The sequence below is a fragment of the Gordonia sp. McavH-238-E genome (assembly GCF_022348225.1).
Taxonomy (GTDB): domain Bacteria; phylum Actinomycetota; class Actinomycetes; order Mycobacteriales; family Mycobacteriaceae; genus Gordonia; species Gordonia terrae.
On record NZ_JAKRFE010000010.1, the window covers coordinates 68753 to 83707 of the forward strand.

Below are 14955 nucleotides of genomic sequence, written 5' to 3' on the forward strand. Positions count from 1 at the left end.
ACGCGGGACTCGAACTCCCGTGAGCGACATCGACGCGTAGACCTCGTGGCCCTACGTAACTGCCTCTGAACACATCGACAGCGAGACTGAACCTGTCACGGGGCCTGCATACGATTCACCTGACGGCATGGCACCACCTCCACCGGAAGGTCTGACGCTGACCCCCACACCGGACGACGAGCCCATCGGCGGGCCCACTCCTGCGGATAGCGACGCCGCGGCAGAGGTTCTCGATGCCGAGTACCTCGCGGACGACGCGGCACTGACGGCGGATGAGCGCGCGATCATCGATACCTGGCAGCGCGACGACCGAACTTATGATGAGCTGCAGAAAGCCACCCGCGGAGAGTCCGACGACCCGTACTACATGGAGAAGGCGGAGGAGCTGGACGCACTCGTGCGCCGACATCGCTTGCGTCGACCAGTGCAGGCGTACCGCGGGGTGCGGGATATCCGGAAGGTGTTCGGGGTCGACCACACCGACCTCGGGGAGCTGGGCGGCCAGGAGGTGTTGCTTGCCGGATTCTTCGGCACGTCGATCGATCGGCAGGTTGCGATCGACGAGTTCACGCGTCCCTCGTTGGGCGGCGGTCCAGCATTGATCGAGGTCTTGATCCCTGTGGGCGTGCGCGCATTGTGGGTGTCGCTGTCCGGCGACGAGCGACTGCGCTACCAGCGAGAACTTCTGCTGCCGTCGTTCGTCACGATTGAAGTCCTCGGCGTCGACGACAGCGGTGGCGTGCCTGTCATTCGTATCCGGGTCGCGAGCACTTGATCAGCAGAGACAGGCATTGGTACGTCCTGGGGTTGTACAAGTCGGTATTGTGGGCCGCAGGCACAAAGAGGATTCACATCTCCACTCGACACACCAGTATTCGACATGGGTTGGACGCGGCCATGGGTATCTCACATCGTCTCTGGGACGACACCGTATTCGTGCCTGCCCGTGAACAGCGGCCCGAGCCGGCTTTCGTCGGTCAGTTGCTGTCCAGCCTGCACCTGGAAGACGCCCCGCGACCGCGGCAGGCCGAGGGCATCAGACAGTGGTTGCAGCACAACTACCCGAGCAAGAGCCTCGTCCTGAGCCTGGAGAAACGCGGCTTCGGCGATCTCCTCGGCTGAACACCACTTCGCGACTGGTAGCGCCTGTTCACTACGTCAACCTGTGAAGCCCCGGTGTCGAGCAGTTACTCGCCCAGGCGCTTCGAGATTCGATCACGGCGTCCTCGCCGCCGCAGGTCTTATGGGACATCCGAAGGCCGGAATGACCGGATCGACCATGTCGCATGGCTGTCGCACGACGGACACGAGAAAGCCCCGCCTGCGGATCGCAGGCGGGGCTTCGTCGGGGTGGATGACGGGACTCGAACCCGCGACAGCCAGGATCACAACCTGGTGCTCTACCAACTGAACTACATCCACCATCGGCGTCGGAAACCTGGGCGTCAGCGCCGGGTCTCAGAGCCATCAACACTCTAGCGGGTCGGTGCCGCAGAACTCCAATCGGTTAACCGACCAGCGTGTTCACGCGGGGCCGAGGTCTTTCACGATGTCGGCAAGAGCGTCGGTGTCGGGTCCGGGAGGCGGCACGAACGCCGCTGCGCGGTAGTAGCGCAGCTCGCGGATCGACTCGCGGATGTCGGCCAGTGCCCGGTGTGCGAGGCCCTTCTCCGGCTGACCGAAGTAGACCTTCGGATACCAGCGACGGCACAGCTCCTTGATGGAGCTCACGTCGACCATGCGGTAGTGCAGGTAGGCGTCGAGTTCGGGCATGTCCCGGGTGATGAAACCGCGGTCGGTGGCGATCGAGTTACCGGCGAGGGGGACCGCTCCGGCTGTGGTCACGTGTGTGCGGATGTAGTCCAGGACCATCTTCTCGGCCTCGGCGAGGGTGACCGTGGACGCCCGCACCTCCTCGGTGAGACCCGACGCCGCGTGCATCTTGGTCACCACGTCCGGCATCGAGGCGAGGGCGGCATCGTCGGCGTGGATCACGACGTCGACGCCGTCGCCGAGGATGTTGAGGTCGCCGTCGGTCACCAGGGCCGCGATCTCGATGAGTTTGTCCGACTCGAGGCGGAGTCCGGTCATCTCGCAGTCGATCCACACCAGTTTGTCCTGCACCCGACAACCTTAGCCAACCCAGCGCGCAGAACCGCGGGAGATCGGCCCCGAGGGCTATCGTGTGCTCGTGACCGAAGCCTCCAGTCCCGCCCAGGGCGGTGCAGCCCAGAGCATCGCCGCCGGATACGCGTTCACCACCACCGCACTCGAGCTGGGCGCCGTCTCGGTGTCGGGGCAGGTGGATCCTGAGGCGAAGGTCCGTATCCCACTGTCGATGATGAATCGACACGGTCTCGTCGCAGGTGCGACCGGGACCGGAAAGACCAAGACGCTGCAACTGATCGCCGAGCAGCTGTCGAGCAACGGCGTCCCCGTCGTGATGGCCGACATCAAGGGTGACCTGTCGGGACTCAGCCGGCCGGGCGTGAGCAACGACAAGATCGCCGACCGTTCCCGGCAGACCGGTGACGACTGGCAACCGGCCGCGCACCCGGTCGAGTTCGTCTCGCTGGGGTCGGAGGGGATCGGGGTGCCGATCCGCGCCACGATCACCTCCTTCGGGCCCATCCTGCTCAGTAAGGTGTTGGGACTCAACGCCACTCAGGAGTCGACACTCGGCCTCATCTTCCACTGGGCGGACAAGAAGGGTCTGCCGCTCCTGGATCTCAAAGACCTGCGGTCGGTCATCGCCTTCCTCACCGGCGACGAGGGCAAGGCCGAACTGAAGGGGATCGGCGGGGTGTCACGTCAGACGGCGGGCGTGATCCTGCGTGCGCTGTCGAATCTCGAGGCCGACGGCGGTGACACGTTCTTCGGCGAGCCCGAGATCGATCCCGCCGACCTCATCCGGATGGCGCCCGACGGGCGCGGCATCATCACGCTGTTCGAGCTCGGTACCCAGGCGGCCCGCCCCGCTCTGTTCTCGACGTTCCTCATGTGGATCCTGGCCGACTTGTTCGAATTCCTGCCCGAGGTCGGCGACCTCGACAAACCCAAGCTGGTCTTCATCTTCGACGAGTCGCACCTGCTGTTCGACGACGCGTCGAAGGCCTTTGTGGACCAGGTCGTCCAGACCGTCAAACTCATCCGGTCGAAGGGCGTCGGCGTCTTCTTCTGCTCTCAGCTGCCGACCGACATTCCCAAGGAGGTGCTCTCGCAGCTCGGTGCGCGAGTCCAACACGCGCTGCGGGCCTTCACCCCCGACGACCAGAAGGCGCTGCGCACGACCGTCAAAACGTATCCGGTGTCGGAGGTCTACGACCTCGAACAGGCCCTGACCTCCCTCGGTACCGGCGAGGCGATCGTGACGGTGCTGTCCGAGCGCGGCGCGCCGACACCGGTCGCGTGGACGGTGATCCGTGCGCCGCGGTCGTCGATGGAGGCGATCGGGGCCGACGCGATCACGGCCGCCGCGAAAGCCGGACCGCTGTATGCGAAGTACGGCACCTCGGTCGATCGGGAGTCTGCCTACGAGATGCTCGCCGCCAACACTCTGGCGCCGGGCGAGCCCGCCGATGCGCCGGCTCCGGCTCCGTCGCCTGCGCCGGCTCCGACACCGGGTCCCGCATCGGAGGAGCCGGGGCTGCTGACCGAGGTGCTGACCAGCAAGCCGATGCAGAGTTTCCTGCGCTCGGCGGCCAGTGCGGCCGGACGTGAGTTCAGCCGCGCGATTTTCGGTACCGGACGTCGCCGGCGGCGTTGAACGCTGCCGCGAGGGCTACTCGGCGCCGAACTTGCGGTAGAAGCCGCCGACGATGGGCGCCACCACGGAGCGCGGTGTGTAACCGCCCGCCACCGACATCGCCTTCGACAGGGTGCCGGGAACGACCCGCATCTTGTTGTGCGCCAATGCATCCAGACTCACCTCGGCGACCTTGGCCGAGGAGTGCCACAGGAAATCCGGGACGACCTTGTCGACGATGGACGCCTCGTCGGGGGTGGGGGTGTGCGTGCGCACCGGTCCGGGCGCGAGCAGGGTGACGTGCACGCCCTGCGCGGACACCTCGCCGCGCAGGGACTCACTGAAGCTGTTCACGAACGCCTTCGACGCCGCGTAGGTCGCGTTGTTGGGGATCGGCATGTTGCCGGCCGCCGACCCGACCATCAGGATGCCGCCGGAGCCGCGCTTCACCATCTGGGGCAGTACCGCCAGGGTGAGGTCGTGAACGGCGTTGACATTCAACCGGACCTGCGCGCGTTCGTAGTCGGCGTCGAGCTCGGCGACCGGACCGAATGTTGCGATGCCCGCGTTGTTGCAGAGGATCGAGATGTCGCGCCCGGCGAACTCGGCGGCGAGCACCTCGACCTTCGTCGGGTCGGACAGGTCGACAGCACGGACCTCGACCGAGACCTCATGGGCCGTCCGCAGTTCGCCCGCGAGCTCCTCGAGAAGCTCACCGCGGCGGGCGACGAGGATGACCGAGTGACCTCGGGCGGCCAACGCGCGAGCGAGTTCCCGTCCGATCCCGGACGAGGCCCCGGTCACGACGGCGCGGGCGGTGGCGGAGGGCGGCGGTACCGGCATGTCGCAATGGTAGCCGCCGCCTCTCACGCCGAGGCCGACCGTCAGTCGATACCCGCGGCCACCTCGGTGCCCTGGCGGATCGCGCGCTTGGCGTCGAGCTCACCCGCGTAGTCGGCTCCGCCGATGACGTGTGTGGTGACACCGGCCAAGGTCAGCGGGTCGACGAGATCCCGGACCGATTCCTGGCCCGCGCAGATGACCACGTTGTCGACCTCGAGAACGCGGGTGTCGGTGACGTTGCCCTCGTCGTCGCGGAAGCTCAGATGCAGTCCCTGATCGTCGATCTTGTCGTAGGTCGCGCCGGTGATCTGCTCGACGCCCTTCATCTTCATCGTCGCGCGATGCACCCAGCCGGTGGTCTTGCCGAGCGACTTGCCCTGCTTGCCGGCCTTGCGCTGGACCAGGTAGACCTGGCGCACCGGGGGGAGGGGCCGCGGCTTGGTGACGAATCCGGGCTTCTCCGGGTCGTCGGTGACACCCCACTCCTGTTCCCATTCCTTGAGATTCAGGGTTGGCGACTCATCGGTCGTGAGGAACTCGCTGACGTCGAAACCGATACCGCCGGCGCCGATCACAGCCACCCGCTTGCCGATCTCCCGATGCCCGAGCACGGCCTCGGCGTACGACATCGCCATCGGATGATCGACGCCGGGGAAGCTCGGGATGCGCGGCACGACGCCGGTCGCGACGATCACGTCGTCGTACCTCTCGGCGATGATCGCCTCGGCGTCGGCGCGGGTGTTGAGCCGGACCTCGATACCGAGCACCTCGATCTGGCGGGTGAAGTAGCGGATCGTCTCCTTGAACTCCTCCTTGCCCGGAATGCGTGCGGCGATGGAGAACTGGCCGCCGATCGAGTCGCCACCCTCGAACAGGGTGACCTTGTGGCCGCGTTGCGCACCGGCCACGGCTGCCGACAGGCCGGCCGGCCCCGCGCCGATCACGGCCACGCGCTTGGCCTTTCGCGTCGGACCCAGGATCAGGGTGGTCTCGCGGCCCGCGATCGGGTTCACCAGGCACGACACGTGTTTGCCGACGAAGGCGTGGTCGAGGCAGGCCTGGTTGCAGCCGATGCAGGTGTTGATCTCGTCGGACCGGCCCTCGCGGGCCTTGTTCGCCAGGTGGGGGTCGGCGAGGAACGGGCGCGCCATCTGGATGGCGTCGACGCGGCCGTTGGCGAGGATCTCCTCGCCGAGCTCCGGGGTGTTGATGCGGTTGGCCGCGATGAGGGGGATCGAGACCTCGTCGCGGAGGCGTTCGGTGAATTTCACGAACGCGCCGCGCGGCACCGAGGTGACGATCGTCGGGACCTGCGCCTCGTGCCAGCCGATGTCGGTGTTGATCGCGTCGACGCCGTACTGCTCGGCCTTGCGGGCCATCAGCGCGACCTCGTCCCAGGTCTGGCCCTTGCGGATCAGGTCGGCGATCGACTGGCGCAGGATCACCGGGTAGTCGCGCGGGACCTGACGGCGGATCTCCTTGATGACCTCGACGAGGAAGCGCTGGCGGTTCTCGGTGTTGCCGCCCCATTTGTCGGTGCGGTCGTTGGTGTGGGGGCAGAGGAACTGGTTGATGAGATAGCCCTCGCCGCCCATGATCTCGATGGCGTCATAACCCGCCTTGCGTGCGAGCTTGGCGGACTGGCCGAACGACCGGATGACGTGGCGGATGATCGGCTCGGTCATCTTCAGGTGCTTGAACGGGTGGATCGGCGACGGATCGGTGCCCGGTGCGACCTTGAACGGTGTGTAGCCGTATCGGCCGGCGTGGATCAGCTGCATCGCGATCTTGCCGCCCTCGTCGTGCACGGCCTTGGTCACGCGCTTGTGGCGGGTCATGTCGACGACGTTGGTCATCTTGCCGCCGGCGAACGCGAGCAGGCCTGTCCGGCTGGTGCCGAACCCGCCGGTGATGATGAGTCCCGCACCACCTTTCGCTCGTTCGGCGAAGTACGCGGCCAACTTGTCGGTGTCCCAGAACCGATCTTCGAGACCGGTGTGCATCGACCCCATGACCAATCGGTTCTCGATGGTCATGCCGCCGATCTGCAGGGGCGTGAACAGGTGCGGATAGTGCTGATTCGGTTGTGCCGTCGGGGCTGACATGGCGCGACCTTTCATCTCGGTGGAACCTGGGTGGGCGGTGTTCGTGGTCTGGGGGACTGGCGGATTCAGCTCTCGGTCAGTTCGCGTTCGAGTCCGTGGATGACCTCGTCGCACCATTCGATGTATCCCTCCTCCTGGCGAATGCCGCCGCGGAGGACGAGGTATTGGTGCAGTTTGCGGCCGATCAGCGCGTCGGGATCGGGGTAATAGTCGGCCTGGAAGCCGGTGTAGAGCTTGAGCTGTGCGAGATGTTCGTCGCGGTGTGCCTTGAGTTCGCCGATGATGGCGGCGAGGTCACCGAACTCCGCGGCCCGTAGCTTCACGCCGATGTCGCTGCGAAGCGGTTGCAGCGGAGTCGGACTCATGGCCCACTCGGCGAGGGCGTCGCGACCGGCATCGGAGATCGTGTAGACCTTCTTGTCCGGGCGACCATCCTGGCTGAACGATTCGACGCTGACGAGGTCGTCGTCGAGGAGCTTCTTGAGTGTCCGGTAGATCTGCTGGTGCGTGGCCGACCAGAAGTAGCCGATGCTGCGGTCGAACTGCTGACCGATCTCGTAGCCCGTTCCGGGTCGCTCGGCCAGCGACACCAGAATCGCATGTTCGAGCGCCATGAGAGCAAGCTAACATTGCAACAACGCACTATGCAACAAGGTGTATATGAGTCTAGTTGCATATCGAGCGGGCGTGCCGAGGTGACTGGGGACCCGAAGTGAGGCGTCGGTGAGGTCGGTGCCGCACACTGTTCGGCATGAGTGAACCGGAGACGAGGTCTCTGAAACTGCTGTCGTGGAGGCTGACCGACAACGCGGTGGTCGCGCCCGAGGAACGATTGACCTGGCCTCGCACGGTCAGCATCGGTCTGCAACATGTGGTCGCCATGTTCGGGGCGACGTTCCTGGTGCCGGTGCTGACCGGGTTCCCGCCGTCGACGACGCTGTTCTTCTCCGGTATCGGCACGATCCTGTTCCTGTTGATCACCCGCAACCGACTGCCCAGTTACCTGGGTTCGAGCTTCGCCATCATCGCGCCGGTGACGGCCGCCGTCGCCTCTGACGGCGCGTCGTCGGCGCTGGGCGGACTCGTGGCGGTCGGCGCGATGCTCGTCGTCATCGGACTCATCAGCCATTTCGCCGGTGTCCGATGGATCGAGACCCTCATGCCACCGGTGGTGACCGGCGCGATCGTCGCGCTGATCGGCCTCAATCTCGCACCGGCGGCGAAGAACAACTTCGTCGAGGATCCGGTTCTCGCGACGATCGTGCTGGTGTTGCTGGTGGCTTCGGCAGTGCTGTTCCGCGGCCTGCTGGGACGACTCGCGATCTTCCTGAGCGTCGTGGTCGGTTATGTCCTCGCGTTGATCCTGGACCGGATCGACAGCGGCAAGGACTACATCGACACCTCCGGCATCGGCGACGCCGCGTGGATCGGTCTGCCCGACTTCCAGACGCCAACGTTCGAGCTGGGTGTGCTGCCGCTGTTCCTCCCGGTCGTGCTGGTCCTCGTCGTCGAGAACATCGGCCACGTGAAGTCGGTGGCGATGATGACCGGTGAGGACTACGACGCCACCATGGGTCGTGCGCTGGCCGCGGACGGAGTGGCCACCATGCTCGCGGGCAGCGGCGGTGGTTCGGCCACGACGACCTATGCCGAGAACATCGGCGTGATGTCGGCGACCAAGGTGTACTCGACCGCGGCCTACTGGGTGGCGGGCGGCGCCGCGATCCTGCTGGGGCTCTCGCCCAAGGTCGGTGCCGTGATCGCCGCGATCCCGCCGGGTGTGCTCGGCGGTGTCACGACGGCGCTCTACGGTCTGGTCGGCGTCATCGGCGTACAGATCTGGGTGCGGAACAAGGTCGATTTCTCCAAGCCCATCAACCAGTTCACCGCGGCGATCCCGCTCATCATCGGCATCGCCGACTACACCTGGCAGGTCGGCGACCTCGTCTTCGCCGGCATCTCGCTGGGATCGGTCGCGGCACTGGTCATCTACCACTCCATGCGGCTCATCGGCGGATGGCGGGGGACGGTCGATGTCGACCGGGAGGAGCACTCACCACGGCAGCCGTAGCGGGATGTCGGGAAACGGGCCAGGTAGGTCGATGTCCCCATCGGCACGATCGTTGAAGAGATAGAGCCACCACAGGGGAGCGGGTGCGCCGACCGGCGGTGGGAGTTCGGCGACATCGGGTTTGCGTGGCACGTAGAGATCGGGTTCGGCGCCGACGATGACCTTCACCATGTTCTGGAAGGCCGTCGACTCCGGATCGTTCCAGTAGGCGCCGTGGGTGACGAGCCCCCCGTCGACTGTGCGTCGGTTTTCGTTCACTGTGCGTCCGTCTGCATCGACTGTGCCGGTGTCGAGCCTTTTCACGCCGGGTGCGGTGTCGGGGTCGTGCCCGTGGGGGTTGCCGGGGAGTGACTGCACATAGTGGATGGGGTCGCCGGGGAAGGTCAGCGAGTAGCGATCGACGCCCTGGGGATGCGGGGTGTCGTAGATTCCGGTGCCCGCCGACGACGCATAGATGACGCGGTCGGGGGCCAGACCGAGCTGTTCGGCCGAGCCCACGATTGATCCGCCGTAGCTGTGGCCGATGTAGGTGGTGGTCGCCGCGGGCGCGTGACGCGCGATCTCGACGTCCAACTCCGAGCCGAACAGTTCCAGGCGGTGCGCCATGGCGGCGGCGAAACTCGGGCTCGCCGCCGCGCGTAGGTCCGGGGGCAGGTCGCCGTCGAGGTAGAGAAAGACGGGCCCGCCCGTGCGGGTCGCGAGTTCGGTTGCCGCCGTGCGGTTGCGGCCGACTGCGGTGTCGAGGTTCGTCCCGGTGCCCGGAACGTAGATCGCGGTGTTCGTGGTGCCGGGCCGCAGCGCTCCGATCATCTCGACCAGGCGGCCCCGGGGTGTGTTGACGAAGGTGAGGAAGGTCCGCTCGACGAGCCCGTCGTCACCGCGGGGTGTTCCCGCCGTGGTCGGCTCGGGTGTCGGCTCGAGAAGCCCACGGAGAGTCCGGGCCCGGAGTCCCTCTGCACGGCCGGCCTGGATCTCGTCCACGAGAGCGTTCCGGATGTTGATTTCGTTGGCCTGCGCCCGGATGGCGAACGGGACACCGGGCAGGTTTCCGACGACGTGCGGGTTCGATTGCATCAGACGACGCACCTCGTCCGGGTCCATCTGTCCGACGATGTCCCGCACCTGGGTCGGCGTGAGCGCTTCTAACATGCGGACGACAGCATCGGCATCCATGGCTGTTCCGCCCGGTACTCGGACATCGGGCTGACCGGTGATCATCGACGCGAGGTCGGCGGTCAGATCCTCGAGTCGTTCGCCATACCGCTCGTCGAGTGTGTCGACGGTGTCGAGCGCATCGGAGACAGAGTCCGCGAGAAGGGCGGCCTGGCCGGCGCGGTCGGTGTCGGGATGGGTGACCGTGCCGTCGTCGAAGACGGTGAAGCCCAGCCCCTCGGCGCCGCGGACCACGCCCAGCGCGAAGTCGCGGGCGTGACAGAGGTCGGCACCGGCGTCGGTCGCCTCGTCGGCGACCATGTGCAGCACATTGCGTATCTCGCCCGCATGATCGTGTTCCGCCCAGATGGCCCGGTTCGCGGCATCATGAGTGACACCCGACCACGACGACGCGGAGTCGAAGGCGCGGACTGCGGTGTCCACGCCGGTGTCGAGGGACTCGGCGACCGCGACCGCGGCGGACCCGGCGTCGGTGAACGACTGCGGATTCCACGCACGCAACTGCGAGACGGTGGGCCGCATCAGCGGTCCGCCAGGTCGCGGAAGAGCGCGCCCGATCGCGCGTCGGTGGCGGCCACCGTCGAGTCGAAGGTTCGCAGCATCCCGCTCATCGAGGTGAGTCGTTCGCCGATGGAGTCGACCGCCAGGCGCGCGGGGCGGGCGACCGCAGCGAGGGCTCGAGCCACCCGGCTCGACGGCGCGAACGCCGCACCGATGGCCTCGACATCCGCGGCGTGGATAGCGATCCCGGAGGCCCGCCAGGTACGCGCGATCTCCTGGACCTCGGCGGGATCGATGCCGAATTGTGAAGTCGTCGAACGGCTTCCAAATCGTCGCCCGCGGGACGGCGGCGGAAATCCGGACAGTGGGGCGGGGAGCATCATGATCCTCCAGGGAGTCGCGACCCACCGAAGTGGTGGTGCAGGACTTTGACGCGCGGAGTGCCCCGGTCGGTTCCCGATCTGTTGGGGCAGCTTTCGCAATGGTCGGTCGTCCGCCGAACTCGTCCTGCAAGCTGTCGTTCGCGGACTTGTGAGCGAACTGTGAGGGTGCTCGCTTACTTGGTCTAGGACCTAGCCTCGCCGGGTGGCCGAGGGTGTGGAGTCCTACGAAGTTGTCTGGGTTTGACGGGTTAACCAGCGCTAGTGTATGTCGACCGCATCGCCTACCTGAGTGAGGCACCGTTGCTAGTGGCTTTCGCGCCGCGTCGAGTCGGAGTGGCCTTCCCTGAGGTCTTCGTGGTCTAGGCCAAGCCTGGGTATGCTCATGTGCGCGTCAAAAAGTGACTTGGGAGGCGGATCGATGAATTTGCCAGTCAGTCTCTGCGGGGCAAATGAACCGATGCGGTACCACCTCCGGCCGTTCGCGTCGGTGAACCCGATCATTGTGCTCTGGTTGACGCCGGCATTGAATTGCGCAAGGACAAGTGTGTCGCCTGCGGGAAGTTCATTCTGTTGAAATTGGCCAATGGTTAGAAGCGGCTGGTGATCTGCTGCTGAGATTATAGAGCGAACGTGGACGTCATAGATGGGCTGAGGGCTCCGATTTCGAATACCTTTGGCCCCGTCCGGTGTGGTGAGCACCGCGACTAATCTGGCTTGATTGGCTTCGTCCTCGTGTCTGAATTTGTTGTCGTCCTGCCACTTCGCAATTGCCACGAGTACACCTGCCAATGCGAAGAAGGGCACTCCTGCTGTAATCCACGCGGGTGCTTGCCCCCAAGCGATTAGGTGCCGCGTTTCTGGAACTCGCGCGAGGACAAGCAGCGTCGTAAACGCCACGGCGCAAACTAGCGCGATGACGTGGACGAGGCGCATGAGGGGAGTCATGTGAAGATTATGGACCTGGCGGTAACGTGCGTTTCGGAACGCAAGGCGCCGCAGTACCATGCGCGGATGGTGGGGCCATCGTCAAGTACCTCTTGGACACGGGTCGCTAGCCCCAGCATCGTTGTGGGGGAGTCGAACACCGCGCGCCGATGGCGTCAGGGATGACCACGCGGGTGGACGCCCAGTCTGAGACGACGGAGACGGTCAGCCGGTCCGAGGTTTTACGGCGCCACAGACCAAGGACCGTCCATCCCGCGACTGCGAGCGCGAGGCCGTGATCTGGGTCGCGAACGAACTTGCAGTGCCCCCGGCAGGACTCGAACCTGCGACCTAGGGATTAGAAGGCCCTTGCTCTATCCACCTGAGCTACGGAGGCTGACCGGCGGGCGTGACATCGCACACCAGTTGCCGGGCAGAGAGAGTCTACGACACGGCCGCGGGTATGCCGTGCGCCACGGCGGGCCAGGTCGAATTGGGATCGCGTCAGCTGCCGGTCCTACAGTTGAGGGATGACCCGCACGTCGACGCCCGCCTCCGCGGAGCAGCATCGCGACGCGATGAACGAACCGCGCGGGGTCGTCACCGCGATCCTGTGGGCATCGGGTTGGCTCGCCGCGATCGTCGCAGTCGCCGTCACCGCGATCTCCGCGGCGTCGGCGCTGCGGCTGACCGGCGTACCCGATCCGGGGCCCCTCACCACCTACGGCGCGCCGGCGCTGACCGCGGTCGGCGAGTTCGCCGCGGCCATCGCGCTCGGTTCGGCCGTGTTCGCCGCGTTCTTCGTCCCGCCCCAGGCGAGTGGTGTCCTCGACGTCGGGGGTTATCGCGCCATCCGCATCGCCGCGGCGAGTGCGTTGACATGGTCGGTCTGCGCCCTCCTCCTGATGCCGTTCTCGGCGTCGGAGGTCAGCGGGGCGCCCCTCGGCGAAGCGATCCGACCCGCCAATCTGCTGACCGCGTACAGCCAGGTCGCAGAGGTGCGCACGTGGTTCTGGACCGCAGTGTTCGCGCTGGTGGCGGCCATCATCGCGCGGATCACCCTGCACTGGGGCCCAACGATCGCGGTGATCGCGTTCGCCGTGTTCAGCCTGATGCCCTCGGCGCTGGCAGGCCACTCGTCGTCGGGCGGCAACCACGACGTGGCCACCAATAGCCTGATCCTGCACATCATCGGGGCGACCCTGTGGCTCGGTGGGCTGGCCGCCGTCGTGGTCTATGCCCTCGCCGACGGACGGTGGCGTGCGCTCGCGGTCCGACGGTTCTCTCGCGTCGCGTTCTGGTGCATCCTCGTCGTCGGCGCCAGCGGCGTCGTCAACGCCTTGGTGCGGGTACCGGTGGGGGACCTGTTCACCGACACGTACGGCCGCCTCGTCGTGGCCAAGGTGGTGGCCCTCGTCGTGCTCGGCGGATTGGGTGCCTGGCATCGGCGGGTGACCATCGCGCAACTGGATTCCGACGCCAAGCCGTCACTGTTCGTCCGGTTCGGCCTGGTCGAGTTGGCGGTGTTCGCGGCGACCTTCGGGCTCGCCGTCGGTCTGGGCCGTACTCCGCCGCCCCTCGTCGACACCGCGGAGATCTCGGCGACCGAGAACGCGATCGGATACGACCTCGACGGACCGCCGACGTTCGTCCGCCTTCTCACCGAGTGGCGCTTCGATCTGATCTTCGGTCTCGCCGCCATCGTCCTGGCCGTCGTGTATCTGCGCGGCGTCATCCGCCTGAAGCGCCGGGGCGACGCCTGGCCGGTCGGCCGTACCGTGGCATGGGTTCTCGGGTGTCTGCTGCTGTTGCTGGCGACGTCGTCGGGATTCGGCCGCTATGCGCCGGCGATGTTCAGCATCCACATGATCGCGCACATGCTGATGTCGATGATGGTGCCGGTGCTGCTCGTGCTCGGCGGCCCGGTGACGCTTGCGTTGCGGGCGCTGCCGCCGGCCGGACGGGGCAATCCGCCGGGACCACGCGAATGGATTCAGCTGGGCGTGCACTCGGCGCCGTCCCGGATTCTGACCCACCCGCTGATCGCCGCGGTCATGTTCGTCGGCAGCTTCTACGTGCTGTATCTGGGCGGTCTGTACGAGGCCGTGGTCCAGTATCACGCGGCTCATCTGCTGATGAATCTCCACTTCCTGATCAGCGGCTACCTGTTCTACTGGCTGGTGATCGGCATCGACCCGGCGCCGCGTCAGGTGTCACCGGTGGCCAAACTCGGCCTCGTGATGGCCTCGATACCGTTCCACGCGTTCTTCGGAATCGCGCTGATGATGACCACCGCGGTCATCGCCGAGACCTACTACCGTGGACTGAATCTCCCGTGGAACTACGACCTGTTCGACGATCAGCGCGTCGGCGGCGGAATCGCCTGGGCTGCAGGCGAGATCCCGCTCGTGGTGGTCTTGCTCTCGCTGTTCGTGCAGTGGCAACGAAGCGACACCAGGCAGGCGCGACGCTACGACCGCAACGCCGTGCGCGACCACGACGCCGACCTCGGCAGCTACAACGAGATGCTCAAGGAGCTCAACAAGCGCGGTTGAGCCGTATCCGCCTCAGCTGGACCCCGTCGACACTGTGCAGACCGACGACCCGGCCTGGATCAGGGCACCGATGTGCAGCGGATCGAAGCCGAGCCCCGCAGCGGTGGATCCCGTCGCGGCGACCAGCTCCGGTGGGCACCGAGGGCTCGTCACGAGTCCCCGTGCAGCGGCCAGCTCGTCGACGATCGCCACGGTGAACGCGTTGATCGCCGTCCGGACCGGGCCGAGATCCGGCGTCGCGGGCGGCGCCGTCTGACCGGGCAACTGCCATCGGGCGAACAACCCGCGCTGCACGGTCTTGCTCGCCTCGATCTGGTCGCGGAAGACGCTGCGGACGTAGGCCGGATCGAGGTCGCGGTCGAGCGCCAACTGCGACACCGTGTCCAGGACCACCTGTTCGCGGGCCGGGTCGTCGATGGCTGCGCCGGAGGCCCACTTGGTCGCGGCGACGGAGTCGGCCAGTGCGAGTCGGCCTGCCGTCGCCTCGGTCAAGCCGGTCAACCCGATCTGTGTGCTCGGCGCCGCGCCCGCGAGGGGCGGGGCCAGCAGCATCATGACCGTCGCGATCAGACCGACCAGAAACCCGCGCATCCGCATTCCGCGATCCTAGGGCGGGAACGCCCGGTGCGCCGGTGATCTGTGGGTAACCCGTTCG

13 protein-coding genes and 2 tRNA genes are annotated in these 14955 nt (G+C 66.4%); 5 read left to right on the forward strand and 10 right to left on the reverse strand.

Annotated features, from left to right (window positions below):
* Window positions 1–127 precede the first annotated feature (127 nt).
* Window positions 128–775 (forward strand): hypothetical protein, encoded by a 648-nt coding sequence (locus tag MHN80_RS16745; RefSeq protein ID WP_239402706.1) that lies wholly within the window; start codon window positions 128–130, stop codon window positions 773–775.
* 122 nt (window positions 776–897) lie between these two features.
* The gene (locus MHN80_RS16750; protein ID WP_239402707.1) at window positions 898–1122 is read left to right on the forward strand and encodes a hypothetical protein; all 225 of its coding nucleotides are present in this window, start codon (window positions 898–900) and stop codon (window positions 1120–1122) included.
* A 227-nt stretch (window positions 1123–1349) separates the two neighbouring features.
* Here MHN80_RS16750 and MHN80_RS16755 read toward each other — a convergent pair.
* A tRNA-His gene (locus MHN80_RS16755) sits at window positions 1350–1422 on the reverse strand.
* 102 nt (window positions 1423–1524) lie between these two features.
* Window positions 1525–2124, reverse strand: a complete 600-nt coding sequence (gene orn, locus MHN80_RS16760; RefSeq protein WP_239402708.1) for an oligoribonuclease — start codon at window positions 2122–2124, stop codon at window positions 1525–1527.
* 61 nt (window positions 2125–2185) lie between these two features.
* Between orn and MHN80_RS16765 the strand changes: the two genes are divergently transcribed.
* On the forward strand, window positions 2186–3766 hold the full coding sequence (locus tag MHN80_RS16765; RefSeq protein WP_239402709.1) for a helicase HerA-like domain-containing protein: 1581 nt from the start codon (window positions 2186–2188) through the stop codon (window positions 3764–3766).
* A gap of 15 nt (window positions 3767–3781) precedes the next feature.
* On the opposite strand, the gene cmrA is transcribed toward MHN80_RS16765, so the two are convergent.
* From cmrA to MHN80_RS16780, 3 genes are all read right to left on the reverse strand, one after another.
* The gene (cmrA, locus tag MHN80_RS16770) at window positions 3782–4588 is read right to left on the reverse strand and encodes a mycolate reductase (RefSeq protein WP_239402710.1); all 807 of its coding nucleotides are present in this window, start codon (window positions 4586–4588) and stop codon (window positions 3782–3784) included.
* 41 nt (window positions 4589–4629) lie between these two features.
* Complete coding sequence (locus tag MHN80_RS16775) at window positions 4630–6693, reverse strand: NADPH-dependent 2,4-dienoyl-CoA reductase (protein WP_239402711.1); 2064 nt, start codon at window positions 6691–6693, stop codon at window positions 4630–4632.
* A gap of 65 nt (window positions 6694–6758) precedes the next feature.
* Window positions 6759–7307, reverse strand: a complete 549-nt coding sequence (locus MHN80_RS16780; protein WP_239402712.1) for a PadR family transcriptional regulator — start codon at window positions 7305–7307, stop codon at window positions 6759–6761.
* Window positions 7308–7444: 137 nt separating this feature from the next.
* Between MHN80_RS16780 and MHN80_RS16785 the strand changes: the two genes are divergently transcribed.
* Complete coding sequence (locus tag MHN80_RS16785; RefSeq protein WP_239402713.1) at window positions 7445–8764, forward strand: uracil-xanthine permease family protein; 1320 nt, start codon at window positions 7445–7447, stop codon at window positions 8762–8764.
* Here MHN80_RS16785 and MHN80_RS16790 read toward each other — a convergent pair.
* From MHN80_RS16790 to MHN80_RS16805, 4 genes are all read right to left on the reverse strand, one after another.
* Window positions 8747–10459: a hypothetical protein gene (locus tag MHN80_RS16790; protein ID WP_239402714.1), complete on the reverse strand. Its 1713-nt coding sequence runs from the start codon at window positions 10457–10459 to the stop codon at window positions 8747–8749. The two genes, MHN80_RS16785 and MHN80_RS16790, sit on opposite strands and share 18 nt — an antisense overlap.
* A complete protein-coding gene (locus MHN80_RS16795) occupies window positions 10459–10821 on the reverse strand; it encodes a hypothetical protein (protein ID WP_064571476.1) in 363 nt (120 codons plus the stop codon). Before MHN80_RS16795 ends, MHN80_RS16790 begins: the two co-directional genes overlap by 1 nt.
* A 303-nt stretch (window positions 10822–11124) precedes the next feature.
* A complete protein-coding gene (locus MHN80_RS16800; RefSeq protein ID WP_239402715.1) occupies window positions 11125–11595 on the reverse strand; it encodes a hypothetical protein in 471 nt (156 codons plus the stop codon).
* A 473-nt stretch (window positions 11596–12068) separates the two neighbouring features.
* Window positions 12069–12142, reverse strand: a tRNA-Arg gene (locus MHN80_RS16805).
* Between the two features lie 133 nt (window positions 12143–12275).
* Here MHN80_RS16805 and MHN80_RS16810 point away from each other — a divergent pair.
* Window positions 12276–14300, forward strand: a complete 2025-nt coding sequence (locus MHN80_RS16810; RefSeq protein WP_239402716.1) for a cytochrome c oxidase assembly protein — start codon at window positions 12276–12278, stop codon at window positions 14298–14300.
* A gap of 12 nt (window positions 14301–14312) precedes the next feature.
* Here the strand turns inward: MHN80_RS16810 and MHN80_RS16815 are convergent, their stop codons facing one another.
* Window positions 14313–14897 carry a chorismate mutase gene (locus MHN80_RS16815; protein WP_239402717.1) on the reverse strand — a complete coding sequence of 195 codons (585 nt, stop codon included), beginning with the start codon at window positions 14895–14897 and terminating at the stop codon, window positions 14313–14315.
* Window positions 14898–14955 lie beyond the last annotated feature (58 nt).